Genomic DNA, 16,359 nt, shown 5'->3' with positions numbered 1-16,359 from the left:
TACATCACCTCTTTGTTTTATTGTAAAACAAAGTTTATAATAAAATAAAGAGGTTTTATACACTTTTATAAACTAATTTTAACTGTTGTTTCACCTCCTTATATTGTGTTTGTTGCTACATGTCAAGTACTTAGGTAGCTTTTATATGTAGAGCTGTTCATAAGTCGACATCCTTCAAGAGAATAACTTCTTTTACTTATTTTACCTTATCAAAAATGAATATGTGAGACAAGGGATTGCTGAACTATTCACCACTTAAAAAGTACTTAACGAGAAAAATTTCAGTTCCACATTGAAAGTAATTTATCTCCCTAAAGCTGTTTTTACCCAAATTTCTGAAAAGCGAATGGAAGTTTGGTCACCAAACCTTATGTCATTTGAATAAAAAAAGAAGGACTATGAAGCAGGCCAGCCAATATGAAAATGAAGACAATGAGAAGTGAGTTTAGTCATGTCATGATAGAAATAAAGAGGTGTGAGCAAATGAAAACACTAATGACCTTGTTAGAAAACAGTACGTTTTCATATGAATTGATGTATCATGAAAAACCGATTATTTCTGCTGAGGACGGAGCCGGCTATTTTGGCATCGATAAAGGGCAAACTGCTCCAACATTGATCGTTAAAGCAGATAAAGACTTTTTTGCACTTATTGTTTCTGGAAGCCGCGGCCGGGTGAATATTAAAAAAATAGCTGACATTTTAAAGTGTAACAAAATCAGAATGTGTTCAAGGGAAGAAGCGCAAAATGCAACAGGATTTGACGTTGGCAGCATCCCTTTCATTGGGCTATCAATTCCTTGTATCATTGACAAGCATTTATTTCACTACCCCTTTGTTTATGGAGGCACTGGAAAATCTACTTATACATTAAAAATTGAACCACAAGCTTTATGTGAACTAAATACAGTTGCAGCAATGTTTGATTATCTATAAAATAGGGAGATGTTCGTTTTTTCCATTAAGTTATGATTTGAAAACGATATTATTAAGATAGAGGTGTTTTTATGACGAAGGAAATACCGAAAGAAATAGCGCCTTTTATACAAAAATATGTGCAATTGCTCCATTCAAACATGCCAGAAGATACTATCTTAGGCATTTATTTATATGGATCTATTTCACTTGGCGCTTATCAAACGGAAAAAAGTGATATTGATTATATCTGTATATTAAAAAGAGAAATGACGAAACATGAAATAAATAAATTAAAGTCGCTGCATTCAGCATTAAAAGCAAATCCTCTTCTTAAGAGACTGGACGGTATATATGTTGCTAAAAATAGCATTGGGAAATCAAATGAACACCTAGAGCCTTATCCGTATTGTTCAGAAGGAAAAATAAAAATTGGCTATTGGGATATCAATGGCGTCACTTGGTGGTTATTGAAACATCATGGCATCAAACTATATGGTGTTCAGATAAATGAATTGAATATTCATGTAAATTGGACTGATATTACCGATTATATGAAATATAATATGAATCATTATTGGCTTAAAAAATCTAAGCAACAGTGGCTATTTTTGACGGATGAGATGGTTGAATTTGGAGTGTTGACCATTTGTAGAATTATTTGTACGCTCGAATATAAAGAAATATTAGCAAAGAAAGATGCAGTTGAAAGAGTAATGAATATTGTCCCTCAGCAATGGCACCCGCTTTTAAAAGAAGGACTTCGGATTAGAAATTATCCAAATACCCCTTCTCTCTACCAATCAAGGTTTAAAAGAGCAAAGGATTGTACTACATTTATTCTATTTGTTCATGATTTATGCAGGAAGAAATATTTCCAATCCTTCAGTGAGCAACAGCCTACAATTTAGCAGCATTCTTAAAGAGGTTGATATGTCTATCCTTGAACATAGAAACAAGCAGGGAAACTTCTAAAGAAGCTTCCCTTTAACTGGATTTCCGAAAAGAATTCTCCCACTTCAATCAGACCGCAAGGTCGATAAGTGGTGAGTAGTTCACGCTCCTCGTTCTACTTCTTTAATATTTCACTCAGTTTCTCAACACACTTCTCAAAAATAGCGATCTCCTCCTTCGTTAATTGAGAACTGAGTTGGTCATAGAACGTTTGATGCAACCCTTCATGAACATGATAAGCCACTTTCCCTTTTTCAGTTAGTGAGACAATGACAGCTCTAGAATCATTAGGATGTGAGGTGCGCTTAACAAGCCCTTTGTTTTCCAGCCTTGTAACAAGCTGTGTCACCGCTCCTTTTGTTACACCTAAACGAGAAGCAAGAGTACTCATCAAGACACCTTCATCACAACCAATCGCATCAATCGTATGGATTTCACTTGGAGTTAAAACTCCTGCAGCGCCGTAGGAACGCGGTTCGCGTTCCAGCCGCTGCAGTTGTAAAATTAAACGACCTAGCTTTTGGCTGCCTGTATTTATATTGTTTAGTCGTGAAAAATGTTGTTCGCTCATATTTTTAGTTTAGTGATTAAACCATTTTATGTCAAGAAAATACTATGACAGTAAATAAAGTAAAACTTCCATCAGTGGAGGTTTTCTCCCATCTCCCACTGATAAGAAGTAGAACAAAGGCTAAGATCCCTGTTGCAACTCCTTTGTGACCGACATCCTCGAAAAAGAAGAGCACTTTTTCTTCGTGCGATTGATTCAAGAAACTTTCCTTATCCTGTCGGCCCGAACCAATCGGATATTTGACTTTCAGTTATCCCACACCTAGACTTCTTGATTACCCTAATCCTTGTGGTGGGGGTCTCACTGCCAGTTAGATGTGGGATAAAATTGTTTATTATTCTAGAGAAGAGAGCGACCCCTATTCAGTAATTTGGATAGGCAAACTTAACTGGTCTAATGAATAAATTGTTCATAATGATTGAAAATTTATTTATTTTCTAGTTTGAAATCGATTTCCTTTTTTGTTGTTTACCGAGTAAAATACTTGACCAAAATATCATCAGGCTAACAACAATGATAAAGACGTTCATACGAAAAACGGTTATTGATGCATCAAGGATCAATGCTTCACCTTGTGTCGCTCCATTCATCAGTCCGAGACCTAATGCAGCACCTAGAACCATCCCCACATTGCGTGTCAAGGCAATCATTCCTCCTAGCATACCAACAAATTCTGAAGGAACATGCTGCATAATAAAACTGTTATTTGGGGAGGTAATCAGACCCATTCCAAAACCAATTAAAATGAGCGCCCCAACGATGCCGAACATGGATAGCTGACCGAGAAAGGACATCAACACCAATGATCCGACTCCCATACTGCATAAGCCGAAGAATTGAAAGACTCTAGAACCGTAGCGATCGGATAAATTTCCTGCAATTGGCCCGCTAAAAGCAAGCGCAAGCGGATAAGCTGCCATCAAATAGCCTATTTGCAAAGGTGAGATTTCATCTATGCTCGTTAAATAAAAAGGCATGACAACTAAAATTGTATTTGCGACGATAAAAGAGGTAGAGCTAATGAGCAAACCAGAAGCAACTGCACGATTACAAAGCACTCTTAAAGGCAAGAAAGGAGAACAATGAGACAGTTCTCTCCATATAAGCAAAAGCATCGTCATACTTGCTAGAAGAAAGATGATGATCATCTTTGATGATAGCCATCCCCATATATTTCCGTTCGAAACTCCAAAAATGATAAAGCTAATCAATAAGGCAAATAAAAAAGCGCCTAAACCGTCGAAAGGATCTGTTCTTTTTTCTGGAAACTCTTTAGGAATAAATTGATAAGCAAATAAGGTTGCTGTAAGAATGACCGGAACATGGATTAAAAATAACCACTGCCATTGAAACCATTGGGCGATAAAACCGCCAACGATAGGACCGGTCATCCCCCCTAACGCAACAGCCGTACCTAAAATTCCTAGTGCACGTCCTCTCTTTTTCACGGGAAAATGAATCGTAATCAGTGCAATATTCGTTGCCTGAAACATTGCAGCCCCGACTGCTTGTAACATTCTAAAAATAAGCAGTACGTAAATATTTGGTGAAAAAGCAACCAGCACCGAGCTAATTGTAAAGAGAGCATAGCCAAGATTATGGACATGACGATGACCATACTGATCTCCTAATTTCCCCATCAATGGGAGAAAAGCAGCGATGACAAACAAATATCCCGTCGTTATCCATTGAGCTGCACCAATTCCAACATGAAAGATTTTTGCTAAATGAGGAAGTGAAACATTTACAATTCCTGCTGTAAAGTGCGAAACAAATGACCCTATACAAATAGCAATGAGCATGAAATGAACATTTTTTTTCTCTGAAACTTGCTTTGTTAATAAAATTTGATTCATTTGATCATCACCGCCTTATAAGAAGTATAGTATAGTTACTAAACCAAATGTGTATGATAGTGTCTTGTGAAGATGATAGCATTGTATACTATTTTTTAAAAAATCGCTCTCTTTACATATAGTTTAGTAGCTATACAATATGATTGTCAACCTTTTTTTGCTAACTGCAATATAGATTGATTGCCACAATGCTGCCCAGCCGCTCATAAGAACCTTACGATGCAAGTTCTTGTACCTTAGTCAAAAATATCTATAAGAGAAATACTAGAAAAAAATGATATAATCAATATTTTCTATTTGAATATTGTGTAGTAATATTAGTATTTAAGCATTTTTCATTACGCTATATACCGTAGATGCGTTCAAACATTATCACCCTCTCTTGTTCAACATTGCACTAGCAATATTGCAATGATATTGAAAGGAGCAAATTAAATGACATTTTTCAGCTTAAAAGAAAAACTGCTAGCAATAAACAAGACGATTTATTTTGATCATAATGATTATCTACGTGAAAAAACTACTGATCCTTTCAAATTGAAACAAGTATTAGCAGAAGCGGAAACATACATCGAACAAGCATTAGCCAACTTAGATAAAGACAAAAAATATTTCCTCTATGGAACAATAGGTAACCTTTTTAGAATTTGTGAAAAACCCCAAACCGCTATTCGATATTTGGAACAGAATTTACATGATGTTCAAGAAGATCATCATTATACTAGAATCATTGTTTCTCTTATTCGTCTTGGAGAGGCATATAAATACAACAATGATCATGAACGCGCATTGTATTTATTTCATCAAGCTATCAACAAATGCGATGTTCATACAGAAGGAGCTCGATACTTGGATTTTGCTTTACAACATAAAGGAAAATGCCTTTTAGAATTAAAAAAAGGAAAAGAAGCAATGAATTGCTTTGAAAATGCTTTACGCATAAGACGAGAAAAAGGAGAGCCGTCTCTTATTGCATCTACTCAATCTGCGTTGGATCTTGCTAGGAAAATAAGCGGGTTCAGCTAGTATATCTATTTGAGCAGAGACTCTTACATATATAAACTTGTATGGTCTTTGTTCGATCAAGCGTTAAAAAATCAAACATTGTATTTTTCTCCCTTCTTTATATATTTACAACGTCTTTTCCAATATATGCCTTACACTTTTTATTGTGCGCTTCAACATTTTATTTATCTCTTTACCTTGAGCTTCGCAATAACTTGTGCATGGATAAGCTGGAAAAATCAGCTTTTTAGTTTACGTTATGTAAAAGGAGTATATGTATATGGTAAAAATTCATATTATCGGCGGCCCTGGGAGCGGAAAGTCCTATATTGCACAAAAAATTTCCGAACATTTGCAAATTAATTGCTATGATTTAGATCAACTTTTTTGGGACAATCGTACAACACATTATGGGATAAAGAATGCTCCAGAAAAAAGAGATCAGCAGCTGCAGCAAATCGTTCATCAGGAATCATGGATTATTGAAGGTGTTTATTATAGTTGGCTTCAGGAAAGCTTTAAACAATCCGACTATATTTTTATTTTAACTCCAAACGTTTATTTGAGGGACTGGAGAATAATAAAGCGATTTATGTTGAGAAAAATGCGCTTGCTGCCTACACAGAAAAAGGAGAGTTTTCGCTCTTTTATCGAGCTAATAAAATGGAACCACCAGTTTGATCACCATCATTTACGAAAAGCGTTGGAATTTTTAACGCCTTTTAGCCATAAGATTTCGATTGTAAAAGATAACAATGACCTATTGCATTTCATTCAAAAAAAATAACAATGCTAAACATCGCAGGCAAATTCGGTACACCATGAAGATAACAGGGCTATTGTTCTTCATGGTGCAGCCGAAATGAACTACCTAATTAATAATGCCATGGTTCACAATTTCCACGGATACATTAGGGTTAAACTGCACTTCAGCATATTGCTCAGGCCACTTTATCTTCTTCCAAGTTTCAGGATAAAATGCCATGAGCTGGCTGCCAATCCCAAAACCATCGTGATTTACTTTCTGCATTTTTTGAATAATGTCTTCTGATTTTTTCGTTAATATCTTGGATAGTTTATCATTCAAATCATTGATTACCTTTTTTTCATCCAGATCATCTTCTGGATATTCAATCGCATTTATTTTTAATTTCAAATCGAGATTGACTTTAATTTGATTATCCTTAACCGTAACTTTCATTTTGCGTTTTAAGTTTTCGACATCAATTGTAATATAGTTTCTTACATGAGGTTCTTTTTCTTCATGAACTTTTAAAGTGATCCTTGCCGTATGATTTTTTTTGTTTACCATTAATAAATAGAGCAAAGCATCGTCTTTATCTAATTTGCCAGTCATATGCTTGTTTTGAAATAAAGCAAGGCCTTTAACAGCAGGCTGGTTGTTATTATTAATGATATAGGGCAGGGCAAAATCTTCGCCAGGATCCAGCATAACCGAACAGAGCGTCTGAATCGTTATTTCTGGAATGATTGTTGCTTTTTCCATACTTTCCAGCATCTTTTCGATATGATCACCAACTAATAGAGTGCCTGTTTTTTTAATCTTGATGATGTCTCGGGCTGTTCCTTCTACAACAGCAATTTTGGCGTTTAATGCACTTTTTGGATCGCGATAAAAAATATCAAGCATCGGATAAATATCATGTTTAGCTACTTCTTCTCCTAATAAAATGACACGCATTTTAGAAGTAGAATAGGTTCCACCCACTTCCATGTTCAGAATATCTCCCATTCTTCTCGGCGTACTGCCGACAACGGTATGAAGCTCATTCGTTTCCTCTTTTCCAACTTCAGAACTAGTTACATCTCTAAGTAAAGACGTACTTTCTAGCTTGCCATTTGAAGCATAGTCAATTCCAGTTATAAATACAATTCGTATATCTTTTAGCAGCTCCTGATCCCAACATCCCGCAAGAATTGGGAAAACTAAAACAACTGCGAAAAACAATAAAAAAAATCTCATCCACTTATCCTCCCTGCTTCTTTCTTATGAGTGATAATAGAGATGCCAAGTAGAAAAAGGGGAATCACAAAGATAAATACATATCCAACTATCGTACTAATCTTTCCAAATGTCTTAATCATCTGTTCTTCTTGTGGGATTAATGCAATGATAAAAAAGAAAATAACTGTATAGACAACGGCCTTGCGATATTTTTCCTGGCGCTTATATAGATGAGAAATCCCTTTAGCTGCCATAAACATGTAACTCATAATGGAAGTAGCTGCCATCAAGCTCCAAATCGAAATAAAATAGATGTCTGGACGCTCAATCAAGGTAAATGATAAAGCCTTTACCATATAAAGCACTGGTTGAGGCAACAGCTTCATTTGTTCTGGACTAAACATAACCAAGCTCGTAAACACTAAAAATACATAAAAAAGCGAAGAAAAAGCAGTGGCAATCGAAACTGCTTTCAATTTCTCCACGCTCCTACCTTGTGTATATGGATAGCAAAGCAGCAGCAGTTCATAACCGACCAAAGAAGGCATCGCTTCGTTTGACCCTTTAAAGATATTTAACCATCCTTCCGAACCTATCGGGAATATATATAAAAAATTCACATGGACACTGTATGTAAAAGAAGTAATCACAATCAGTAAGAGGATTAAAATAGAAGTAAACACAAAAAAACGGGCGATTGTCCGTAAATTTTCTTGAACTAAATACCAACAGACAATACACATTAATCCAATAATGATCCATCTTGGAGTCTCCATTAATAACCAATCCTCTATCACGTTTCCATATCGAGCTAATATAAAGCTTCCTTCAATGATAAAAAAAAGAATGTAAGCAAGATGAAAGATGGTTCCTAGTAGTTTTCCTAACAGTCTTGGCAAGTAATCATATAGATTAGCGGAAGGGAATCTTCTACTTAAAAGCCATATAATCACAACAAAAAACTGCACAAATAATCCGGAGATTAGAACGGAGATCCACGCATCTCCGTTCGCAACATCATGAACTTCAGATGGGAGATAAAGTACTCCTATTCCTATTTGCGTTTGAATGACTAAAAACATCAACTGTCCTGGTGTAATACTATTTTTTCCGTTTGCCATCTTTATGCCACTCCCTTGAATAGGACTCTTGCTGAAGTTCTTGCGGTTGAGCATCTATAGGGCGTTCATTTATTTTCCAATATGGGAGGCGGATGATCACATCTTTAAACCAATCCTTTAATCTTAATGGCGCCATTGGTGCAAGATAAGGGGTGCCGAACGATTCTAATTTGCACAAATGGATAACGATAAAAGTGATGCTTAATGAGATGCCAACAAAACCAAATAAAGCTGCAAAGATCATCACTGGAAAACGTAGTATACGAACGGACGTACTCATATCATGAGAAGGTACTACAAAGGAAGCAATGGCAGTTAACGCTACAACAATTATCATTGTATTAGACACGAGTCCAGCTTTAACGACGGCATCGCCAATGACAAGGCCGCCGACAATACCGATCGTTTGTCCAACAGGTCCTGGCAGCCGAATCCCCGCCTCCCGAAGCAGTTCAATCGTTAATTCCATAAATAATGCTTCCAAAATAGGCGGATATGGTATGTCTTCCACACTCCCCTTCACTGGGAAAAACAAGTCAGCTGGAATAACTTGATTATGAAAGGACACGACTGCAATATAATAGGCGGGCAAATTGATAGCAATGATAAAGCTTAGGAGCCTAATAAGACGAATAAACGAACCTGGTATCGTACGGCTATTATAATCATCTGTAGACTGATAAAATGAAAAAAATGTCACTGGTACAATCGAGACAGTTGGAGTTCCATCAGCAAAAATAGCTGCTCTTCCTTCCATCAAATTCCCGACAACTCGATCTGGCCTTTCCGTATGCAGCATTTGTGGAAATGGCGAAAATGATTCATCTTCAATATATTCCTCTACAAAATCTGTAGACACCATTGTATCTGCATTAATATCTTTAATCCGGCGGTCTATTTCTTCAATTAATTCCGGGTTGGCGAGATTTTGCATATAAGCAATGGATACTTCCGTATTCGTTTCTTTCCCGATCTGATAGCGTCGAACGACTAAGCTTCTATTTTTAATTAATTTACGAACCAATTGGAGATTAACAGTCGTATTTTCGATAAAACCTTGGTGTGAACCACGAACAATTTTTTCATTATTTGGCTCGCTTACATCTCGCTTATAGATTGCGTCAACTTGTACCGCATAGCATTCTTCTATGCCTTCAAAAAAAAGAACGGCATAGCCTTCGATCATCAAATCTACAGCTTTTTCCATATCCATTATTGTTTTTGTTTGAATAGCAGTAATCATATCTTCTATCTTCTCTTCATCTGCTAGTGAAAGAGGTTTTAATATTTCCTCGCGTATTTTCTCCTGATCACATAACGGTTGGATAAAAAGAAGCACACCTGACATACCGTGAAATAAAACGGAACGCTGCTGCAAATCTTCTGTATGAAAGAGGGCTTCTTGAATATATTGGATATTTTCTTGAAGCGAAGAAAATGTATTTATTGATTGATTATCACTTTTATTAGGAGTACGCTTGCTACTATGTTTATTATTGTTAAACATCCGTTTAAAAAAGCCCATAATATGATCCCTCCCCGCTCATTTTCCATATGTAAAATATCCCCTATAATGAAATGAATTATTCCATCAATTCCGATCCCAAAATACTTGATGGCTGCATCATAAATGTTAATGGAGCATACAAAAGGAGTAATCCAATTTATGGATCACTCCTTTTACATAAAATTAAATGATTACGTTCCCCCAAGGAGGCTACTAAAAATGTTGCAACAACTCTTGTTAATCGGCACCAATTGCATCGTTATAAAGAAGTAAAACCACATGATAAAAAATCTTAATTTGCATTTGCTCCCTTTAGTGCTACAGGCCAATCTTCCAATTTAAACGCCATATCCCAGAACATGTATTCTAATTGACAACTTAATAGAAAATGGCGTCTCATGTTTGTTTTTTCCTCACTATTTGCTTTAACAGCTAATGTATCCAGCATTTTACAAAATCTACTCGTAACTGAATTATCCATATTTTTACCATAAAAGGTAATCCACTCATAAAAGGGATGCGCTTGATCCGGGTTGACTTCATTTATTAATCTCGCCCCGATTTCGGTATATGTCCATGGACATGGAAGTAAAACTGCAATTATTTCAGCCATCGTGCCGCTTTGAGCAACTTCTAACATATGCTGTGTATAATGATGTGCGGTTGGCGCTAAAGGAAAACCTTGCAGTTCTTGATAAGAAACACCAGCCTGTTCGCAAAAATTGTGATGTGGGTGTATTTCACTGTGAAGAATAAAAGAAATTTGTGAATTAAAAAATGCAATATCTCGGCGATTCGTACATTTAGTAATCGCTGTTCCATAAATCTTCATAAAAGCATTTAAATATTCAAAGTCCTGTTTTATATAGTGAATAAGCTGTTCTTTGTCAAGCTTGCCAGCACCAATCCCCTTTACAAATGGGTGCTGGAAAATCGCTTCAAAAATCGGTGCTGCTTCTTTTCTTAACTCTTGACTAAATGACATATAAAATCCTCCCTGTAATCATTTTCCATGCAATAGCATGAACATATACCAATAGAGGAGCTTGAATCATTTTTGGAGTAGTATACATCAAAAAAACCGCTCCAAAAATGGAGCGATTTTATAGAAAATATCATTATATAAAACCATCTCCACTTTCCTCCGCTGGCATTAACCAGATCAGGTTCAAAGGGTCCAGAATTCAAGTATTCTGTCTCAGTCGCATTTGACTCCCCTAGTGGATAAAGATATTCAGCTATGCACGTTAAAATCAGTTATAACGTAACATTGGCTCTTTTTAAAGTCAACCTTCTTTATCACTATTCTATGTTATATTTCTTGACTTCATTATAAAAGAGCTCTGCCCAGCACTATCATTTATACACCTTTTCCAACTCTACACTGACATTAGTTTATCAACTTTCAAAAACCTAACAATGCATTTTATTTTTAGCAAGGAACCCAATAACGCAGAATTCGATCATTAATAGTTAATCCAACAACGAAAATGTGCTTACTAATTTGACTTTCTTTTTCTGCTACTCCTTCCTCTTTTTATTTGTCAATTTTAGAATATCGTAAGCAGTTTCAAAGATGTAATCTGCTTTCTCAAATCCAGACACGGTCTTTGATCCCCATAAAGCGAGACCAAAATCCACACCAGCTGATTTAGCACATTCCAAATCATAAATAGAATCACCTATATAAATAGCATCTTTCGCTTCACAATCCAACAACTGCAGTGCCAATTCTAATGGTTCTGGATTTGGCTTATGTTTATCTGTATCACTTGCACAAACGATAGTTTGAAAGTGATGATGTATATTTAACAAATAAAATCCACAGTTCATCTCTTTAGCTGTTTGAGATGTGACTAGACCGACATTCGGAAGTTGAGCAATTACATCAATGATGCCTTCAAATAACGGAACATTTTTCATCAATGGTTTCTGTTTTTCCAGCCAGGTTTCAAGTGTTGTCGAAATATCTGCTATATTTAATACTTCTAGCGTCCTCATACCTGGAATTCCAATTGAAAAACGCAGTTCAGCTAAACTTTTTTCGATGCCTTTCTCTTTCAATGTTGCTTGTAATGCTTGCAGTCCGATTAATTCGGAATCAATAATCGTCCCATCTAAATCAAAAATAAAAGAATGATACATTACAATTCATCTCCCATAAAATATTCTGTTTAGAATAATGGTAAAAGATGAAATGGATTTCAGGTCAATACTTAAATAGAAAAACGATGAATCATTTTGTAGGGGATCTTTATTTTTTGCCTTGATTTATTTATGATCAGTTCGCAAGCCTGTTCACCAACCTTTATTAATTGATGATCTACGGTAGAAAGACCTAATGCTACACCAACTGGTTGGTTTTCTTGTCCAATAATAGCTAGATTGTCCGGAATTTTTAAGTTAATAGAAAGTGCGTACTGATAAATCCCACCTGCAACCTCGTCACCATTTGCATATATTGCTGTAGGTTTTGTTTGTAAACTCAACAATTTCTGTGCAGCACGATATCCATCTTCAATACAATAACAATCTGATAAGAAAAATTCCGGTTGAAGTTCTCCGAATACTTGCTTATAAGCCGCAATTGTTTGTTGTGTGCTCATGCTTTCAATCCCTCTAGCTGTTGTAAAGGCTACATATATATGTCCTTTATTTTTTAGATATTGAAAAACCTCAAGATAAGAATGATATCTATCTATATAGGAGCAGCCTATTTCAGGGTGCTCCGTATACTCACAGGAGACCACTGGTCCATCATTCGTAAACGGTACAATCTCTTCCCAATCGTTTGATCTGGAAGTGATAATGATGCCGTCAAGCAATTTATTTTTCAGCATTGAAAAATATTCTATTTCCTTCTCTTTATTATATTTAGTAGGAAGGACTGTAATGGAGAAATCCCTCTCAACAGACTTATTAAGCACTCCATGCAACATTTGATCGAATGCTTGATTATTGTTATAAGGAATGATGACCCCAATCATTCTTGTCTCCCCGCGGATTAAATCAATTGCATTTTTGTTTGGGGTATAATTCATGTCAGCTATTATTTTTTGAACGATAGCTCTTTTTTCTTTTGACACATATTTATGATTGTTTAACACTCTTGACACTGTCGATACTGACACACCAGCCATTTTTGCAATATCGCTAATATTCGCTATACTAATCATCTCCTAAAATACAAATGACATCGATGATCCAATCGGCACCTTTATATTAACTAAATGATACCGTATAAATGATACACTTGCGAATTGCTAGGTATACCTTGCATCTTGTTTGCTAACCTTCATTATTTGTTAATACGATCTTTATGCGACAAAAAAAATAACTCTCTTAGTGAAAAAAGTAGCGATATTATGTTGCATTTAGTGCCAAAAAGCCGATAGTAATAAGGAAGAGAAAATGAAATGATTCATTGTTGCTTTTGTGATTTGAAGTCAATTGTTCTTATCCTTATCTTTTTCATACAGTTCATGTATAATAGAAGCTGGTTTATTTTAACAAGAATGATAGATTTCTTAAAACATCATAGATTATTGAATTAATTGGAGGTTGCAAATGTCTGAAAATAATGACCAAAAAAGAAAAAATTTAAAAGTTATTCAATTTGATAAAAATAAAAATACGTTAATAGAATCAGAGCAGCCGAAAGAAACTTTTAAAGATGTTGGGGGCCTCGATGAGGTAAAAAAGAAAATTCAAATGAGCTTTATCTTGCCACTTCAAAATCCTGAATATTTTAAAGCATATGGCAAAGAAGCTGGCGGGAGTTTATTATTGTTTGGTCCGCCAGGATGCGGGAAAACATTTTTAGCAAAAGCAATAGCCGGAGAGATTGATGCTAACTTTCTTCACCTAGAACTACAAGCAATTTTATCTATGTATGTTGGTGAAAGCGAGCATAATTTACATGATATTTTTGAAAAGGCAAGAGAACTTAAACCTTGTGTATTATTTATTGATGAGTTGGATGCCATTGGCGGCAACCGCCATAATATGAGACAGCATCACGAACGAATGCTTGTTAATCAGCTATTATTAGAGTTGGATGGCCTGCAATCATTCAATGATGAAGTATATGTGATTGGCGCAACAAATACACCTTGGTACTTAGATCCTGCATTACGAAGACCGGGGCGATTTAACCAGCTTATTTTTATTCCACCTCCAAGTGAACAGGAAAGAGAGCTTATTTTGTCTCTAAAAACAGCGGGAAAACCACAAACCTCTCTTCAACTTGATAAATTAGCGAAAAAAACAGTGCATTTTTCAGGAGCGGATTTGACTCAAATTGTTAATGATGCCATTGAATTGGCCATTGAAAGATCGTTTGAATTAGGTTATTTGCAGCCGTTAACAACTGATGACTTGCAACAGGCAGCTAAAAAAAGAAAAGCAACGACATTAGAATGGTTTTCGACAGCCAAGAATTATGCGACCTTCAGTGATTCCAATGGTGATTACCAATTCGTTCTAGATTATATGAAAGAGAATCGAATAAGGTAGGTGTTTGGAATTGGCTGAAGAATTTCAGTATGCCCAATATGAAAGAGCAAGAGCACTATTAGAGTTGAATCGTTATAATGAGGCTATAAAGGCTGTTGAAGAATATATACGTACATACCCAGAAGACGCTGATGGCTATACTTTATTAGGTAAAATATATCTTTATATAAATGAAAGTGAGAAAGCGCTGCATTGGGTTTATGAAGCGATGAAAAAAGACCCAGAAAGTTGGTTTGCATGGCAAACATACATAGGGGCTCTCTATGCAATAAAAGATTGGACAACACTTCCTAAAGCACTTGAAAATGCATTGAGTCTATATCCAGAAGACGATTACTTTTATATGATAAAGTGCTGCGGCGAAATAAGAGACGAAGATTTCGAACAAGCTGAGATTAGTATTAAAAAGGCACTGAGAATAGAACCAGAAAATGCTTTTTATTTATCAATCTACAGCTATATACTAAGCATTCAAGAGCGAGATGAAGAATCAAGAGAATGTGAAGCACAGGCGTTAAAAAACAGTGTCGAGAATGAATATGTATTCTTATATTGCGCATGGGCTGCAGACTATCGAGGCGAATTAGAGCTTTCAAGGGAATACTTAAAAAATGCCATTCGCCTTCATCCAACAAATGAGCAAATTCGTGAAAATTATTTAGATGCTCTGCAAAAACAATATTGGTTTTATCGTATTTTTGTGCCGCCAACCAATACAAAAACATCGACAATTGTTGTAATGGTTATTATTTGGATTATTGCTTGGCTGATCTATAAACCGCTTATTTTTGTCTTTATTTTCTTATATGTATTGTCGTACTGGTCTTCAAAGCTTATTGTTCATGTGAAAGTATTTGGCTGGAGTTTCAGGAAAAATTAACGATATATTTTACAGGTGGGAATATGATTCCCACCTGTATTCACTATTATCCTTCCACAACACTTTCTTCGATGATTAATTCTTTTCTCTCTGCATACAATGTTGCTTTTACTCCAAGGGGGAGAGATAAAGGAGAGTTGCAGTGGCCAGCTTGCAAGTTGTAAATAGTTGGCTTTTGAAATGGCACAATGATATTTTTACATACTTGCAGTACATCACTGCCAGCAGGATATAATCTAGATTGACAATCTGTCCAAGTGCCTAGAATAATACCAGAAGGATCGGCAAATTTCCCTGCTAACGCTAGTTGTGTCAACATCCGATCAATTCGATACGGCTCTTCACCAATATCCTCTAAGAATAATAGCTTTCCTCTTGTATCCAATTCATAAGGAGTTCCCATCAAGTCAGAAATAAGGCAAAGATTGCCGCCGACGATCTCTCCACATGCTTCACCTTCCACAAGACAGATAATGTCTTCTCCAATAGGATTCACTAGCTTCCCAATTGGCGCTGAGGTCATGATTGTTTTTTGCAAGCTATTAATCGTATACGACGACATATCTCTGCTAAGCTCTGAAGCTGCCATTGGGCCATGTACAGTTGCCAAGTTCGCACGCTGTAAAAGCGCGATATGAAGTGCAGTAATATCGCTATAGCCAATAAACAATTTTGGATGATGTACAATGCTGTCATAATCAAGTGCATCTAATATTTGCGGTGATCCATATCCGCCGCGCATACACATAATAGCATCGATCTCTGGATCTTGAAACATGTTAGTCAATTCTTCCGCACGATCTTCAGGCTTGCCAGCAACATAACCGCCATCATTGAGCAAGCAAGTTTCTCCTAACCTTACACGAAAACCAAGCGCTTCTACAGCTTTCACAGCCTTTAACACTAGTTCGATTTTTGTGGGACTTGCAGGCGCTGTGATGCCAATCGTATCTCCCAATTGCAACCTCTTCCCTTTTTTCAAGAATATGCCCCCTTTTTTTCTTTTATCCACTACCTTATTTTATTAAAATCATCTTTCTTTTTATGAAGCTCTTTTTTAAGAATCGTC

At 36.0% G+C, this 16,359-nt stretch carries 15 protein-coding genes and 1 riboswitch; of the genes, 6 read left to right on the top strand and 9 right to left on the bottom strand.

Annotated elements, in window-relative coordinates:
* Positions 1-483 precede the first annotated feature (483 nt).
* On the top strand, positions 484-936 hold the full coding sequence (locus J2S08_RS20595; protein WP_307232917.1) for an aminoacyl-tRNA deacylase: 453 nt from the start codon (positions 484-486) through the stop codon (positions 934-936).
* Between the two features lie 71 nt (positions 937-1,007).
* The gene (locus J2S08_RS20590) at positions 1,008-1,826 is read left to right on the top strand and encodes a nucleotidyltransferase domain-containing protein (protein ID WP_307232915.1); all 819 of its coding nucleotides are present in this window, start codon (positions 1,008-1,010) and stop codon (positions 1,824-1,826) included.
* A gap of 158 nt (positions 1,827-1,984) precedes the next feature.
* Here J2S08_RS20590 and J2S08_RS20585 read toward each other — a convergent pair whose 3' ends face one another.
* Positions 1,985-2,440, bottom strand: a complete 456-nt coding sequence (locus J2S08_RS20585; RefSeq protein ID WP_307232913.1) for a MarR family winged helix-turn-helix transcriptional regulator — start codon at positions 2,438-2,440, stop codon at positions 1,985-1,987.
* A 437-nt stretch (positions 2,441-2,877) separates the two neighbouring features.
* Positions 2,878-4,296: an MFS transporter gene (locus tag J2S08_RS20580; protein ID WP_307232911.1), complete on the bottom strand. Its 1,419-nt coding sequence runs from the start codon at positions 4,294-4,296 to the stop codon at positions 2,878-2,880.
* Positions 4,297-4,731: 435 nt separating this feature from the next.
* Here J2S08_RS20580 and J2S08_RS20575 point away from each other — a divergent pair, with 435 nt between their 5' ends.
* Both J2S08_RS20575 and J2S08_RS20570 read left to right on the top strand, forming a co-directional pair.
* Positions 4,732-5,322, top strand: a complete 591-nt coding sequence (locus J2S08_RS20575) for a hypothetical protein (protein ID WP_307232909.1) — start codon at positions 4,732-4,734, stop codon at positions 5,320-5,322.
* A 259-nt stretch (positions 5,323-5,581) separates the two neighbouring features.
* A complete protein-coding gene (locus J2S08_RS20570; protein ID WP_307232907.1) occupies positions 5,582-6,088 on the top strand; it encodes an AAA family ATPase in 507 nt (168 codons plus the stop codon).
* 84 nt (positions 6,089-6,172) lie between these two features.
* Here J2S08_RS20570 and J2S08_RS20565 read toward each other — a convergent pair whose 3' ends face one another.
* The 6 genes from J2S08_RS20565 to J2S08_RS20540 all read right to left on the bottom strand — a co-directional run bounded on the left by J2S08_RS20565 (position 6,173) and on the right by J2S08_RS20540 (position 13,071).
* Positions 6,173-7,285 (bottom strand): Ger(x)C family spore germination protein, encoded by a 1,113-nt coding sequence (locus tag J2S08_RS20565; RefSeq protein WP_307232905.1) that lies wholly within the window; start codon positions 7,283-7,285, stop codon positions 6,173-6,175.
* Positions 7,282-8,388, bottom strand: coding sequence for a GerAB/ArcD/ProY family transporter (locus J2S08_RS20560; RefSeq protein WP_307232904.1), 1,107 nt, complete (start codon positions 8,386-8,388; stop codon positions 7,282-7,284). Before J2S08_RS20560 ends, J2S08_RS20565 begins: the two co-directional genes overlap by 4 nt.
* On the bottom strand, positions 8,369-9,913 hold the full coding sequence (locus J2S08_RS20555) for a spore germination protein (RefSeq protein WP_307232902.1): 1,545 nt from the start codon (positions 9,911-9,913) through the stop codon (positions 8,369-8,371). The genes J2S08_RS20560 and J2S08_RS20555 overlap by 20 nt, the downstream gene beginning before the upstream one ends.
* A gap of 274 nt (positions 9,914-10,187) precedes the next feature.
* Positions 10,188-10,880, bottom strand: a complete 693-nt coding sequence (tenA, locus tag J2S08_RS20550) for a thiaminase II (protein ID WP_307232900.1) — start codon at positions 10,878-10,880, stop codon at positions 10,188-10,190.
* A 137-nt stretch (positions 10,881-11,017) separates the two neighbouring features.
* Positions 11,018-11,124, bottom strand: a riboswitch (TPP riboswitch).
* Between the two features lie 292 nt (positions 11,125-11,416).
* Positions 11,417-12,040, bottom strand: a complete 624-nt coding sequence (locus J2S08_RS20545) for an HAD family hydrolase (RefSeq protein WP_307232898.1) — start codon at positions 12,038-12,040, stop codon at positions 11,417-11,419.
* A gap of 71 nt (positions 12,041-12,111) precedes the next feature.
* Positions 12,112-13,071, bottom strand: a complete 960-nt coding sequence (locus J2S08_RS20540; protein ID WP_307232897.1) for a LacI family DNA-binding transcriptional regulator — start codon at positions 13,069-13,071, stop codon at positions 12,112-12,114.
* A gap of 391 nt (positions 13,072-13,462) precedes the next feature.
* On the opposite strand from J2S08_RS20540, the gene J2S08_RS20535 reads away from it, so the two are divergent.
* Together J2S08_RS20535 and J2S08_RS20530 are read left to right on the top strand one after the other, a co-directional pair.
* Entirely contained in the window at positions 13,463-14,410 is a 948-nt protein-coding gene (locus J2S08_RS20535) for an ATP-binding protein (protein WP_307232895.1), read from the top strand.
* Positions 14,411-14,420: 10 nt separating this feature from the next.
* On the top strand, positions 14,421-15,290 hold the full coding sequence (locus J2S08_RS20530) for a tetratricopeptide repeat protein (RefSeq protein WP_307232893.1): 870 nt from the start codon (positions 14,421-14,423) through the stop codon (positions 15,288-15,290).
* A 46-nt stretch (positions 15,291-15,336) separates the two neighbouring features.
* Here the strand turns inward: J2S08_RS20530 and J2S08_RS20525 are convergent, their stop codons facing one another.
* On the bottom strand, positions 15,337-16,272 hold the full coding sequence (locus tag J2S08_RS20525; RefSeq protein WP_307232892.1) for a S66 peptidase family protein: 936 nt from the start codon (positions 16,270-16,272) through the stop codon (positions 15,337-15,339).
* Positions 16,273-16,359: the final 87 nt, after the last annotated feature.

Source organism: Bacillus chungangensis (genome assembly GCF_030812995.1).
Taxonomy (GTDB): Bacteria; Bacillota; Bacilli; order Bacillales; family Bacillaceae_C; genus Bacillus_CF; species Bacillus_CF chungangensis.
The sequence above is the reverse complement of the archived record's forward strand: the minus strand, read 5'-3'. Positions and strand labels throughout refer to the sequence as shown.

Coding starts and splice junctions, on each gene's coding strand:
- J2S08_RS20595 (WP_307232917.1), top strand. CDS start 484: ATGAAAACACTAATGACCTTGTTAGAAAACAGTACGTTTTCATATGAA.
- J2S08_RS20590 (WP_307232915.1), top strand. CDS start 1,008: ATGACGAAGGAAATACCGAAAGAAATAGCGCCTTTTATACAAAAATAT.
- J2S08_RS20585 (WP_307232913.1), bottom strand. CDS start 2,440: ATGAGCGAACAACATTTTTCACGACTAAACAATATAAATACAGGCAGC.
- J2S08_RS20580 (WP_307232911.1), bottom strand. CDS start 4,296: ATGAATCAAATTTTATTAACAAAGCAAGTTTCAGAGAAAAAAAATGTT.
- J2S08_RS20575 (WP_307232909.1), top strand. CDS start 4,732: ATGACATTTTTCAGCTTAAAAGAAAAACTGCTAGCAATAAACAAGACG.
- J2S08_RS20570 (WP_307232907.1), top strand. CDS start 5,582: ATGGTAAAAATTCATATTATCGGCGGCCCTGGGAGCGGAAAGTCCTAT.
- J2S08_RS20565 (WP_307232905.1), bottom strand. CDS start 7,285: ATGAGATTTTTTTTATTGTTTTTCGCAGTTGTTTTAGTTTTCCCAATT.
- J2S08_RS20560 (WP_307232904.1), bottom strand. CDS start 8,388: ATGGCAAACGGAAAAAATAGTATTACACCAGGACAGTTGATGTTTTTA.
- J2S08_RS20555 (WP_307232902.1), bottom strand. CDS start 9,913: ATGGGCTTTTTTAAACGGATGTTTAACAATAATAAACATAGTAGCAAG.
- tenA (WP_307232900.1), bottom strand. CDS start 10,880: ATGTCATTTAGTCAAGAGTTAAGAAAAGAAGCAGCACCGATTTTTGAA.
- J2S08_RS20545 (WP_307232898.1), bottom strand. CDS start 12,040: ATGTATCATTCTTTTATTTTTGATTTAGATGGGACGATTATTGATTCC.
- J2S08_RS20540 (WP_307232897.1), bottom strand. CDS start 13,071: ATGATTAGTATAGCGAATATTAGCGATATTGCAAAAATGGCTGGTGTG.
- J2S08_RS20535 (WP_307232895.1), top strand. CDS start 13,463: ATGTCTGAAAATAATGACCAAAAAAGAAAAAATTTAAAAGTTATTCAA.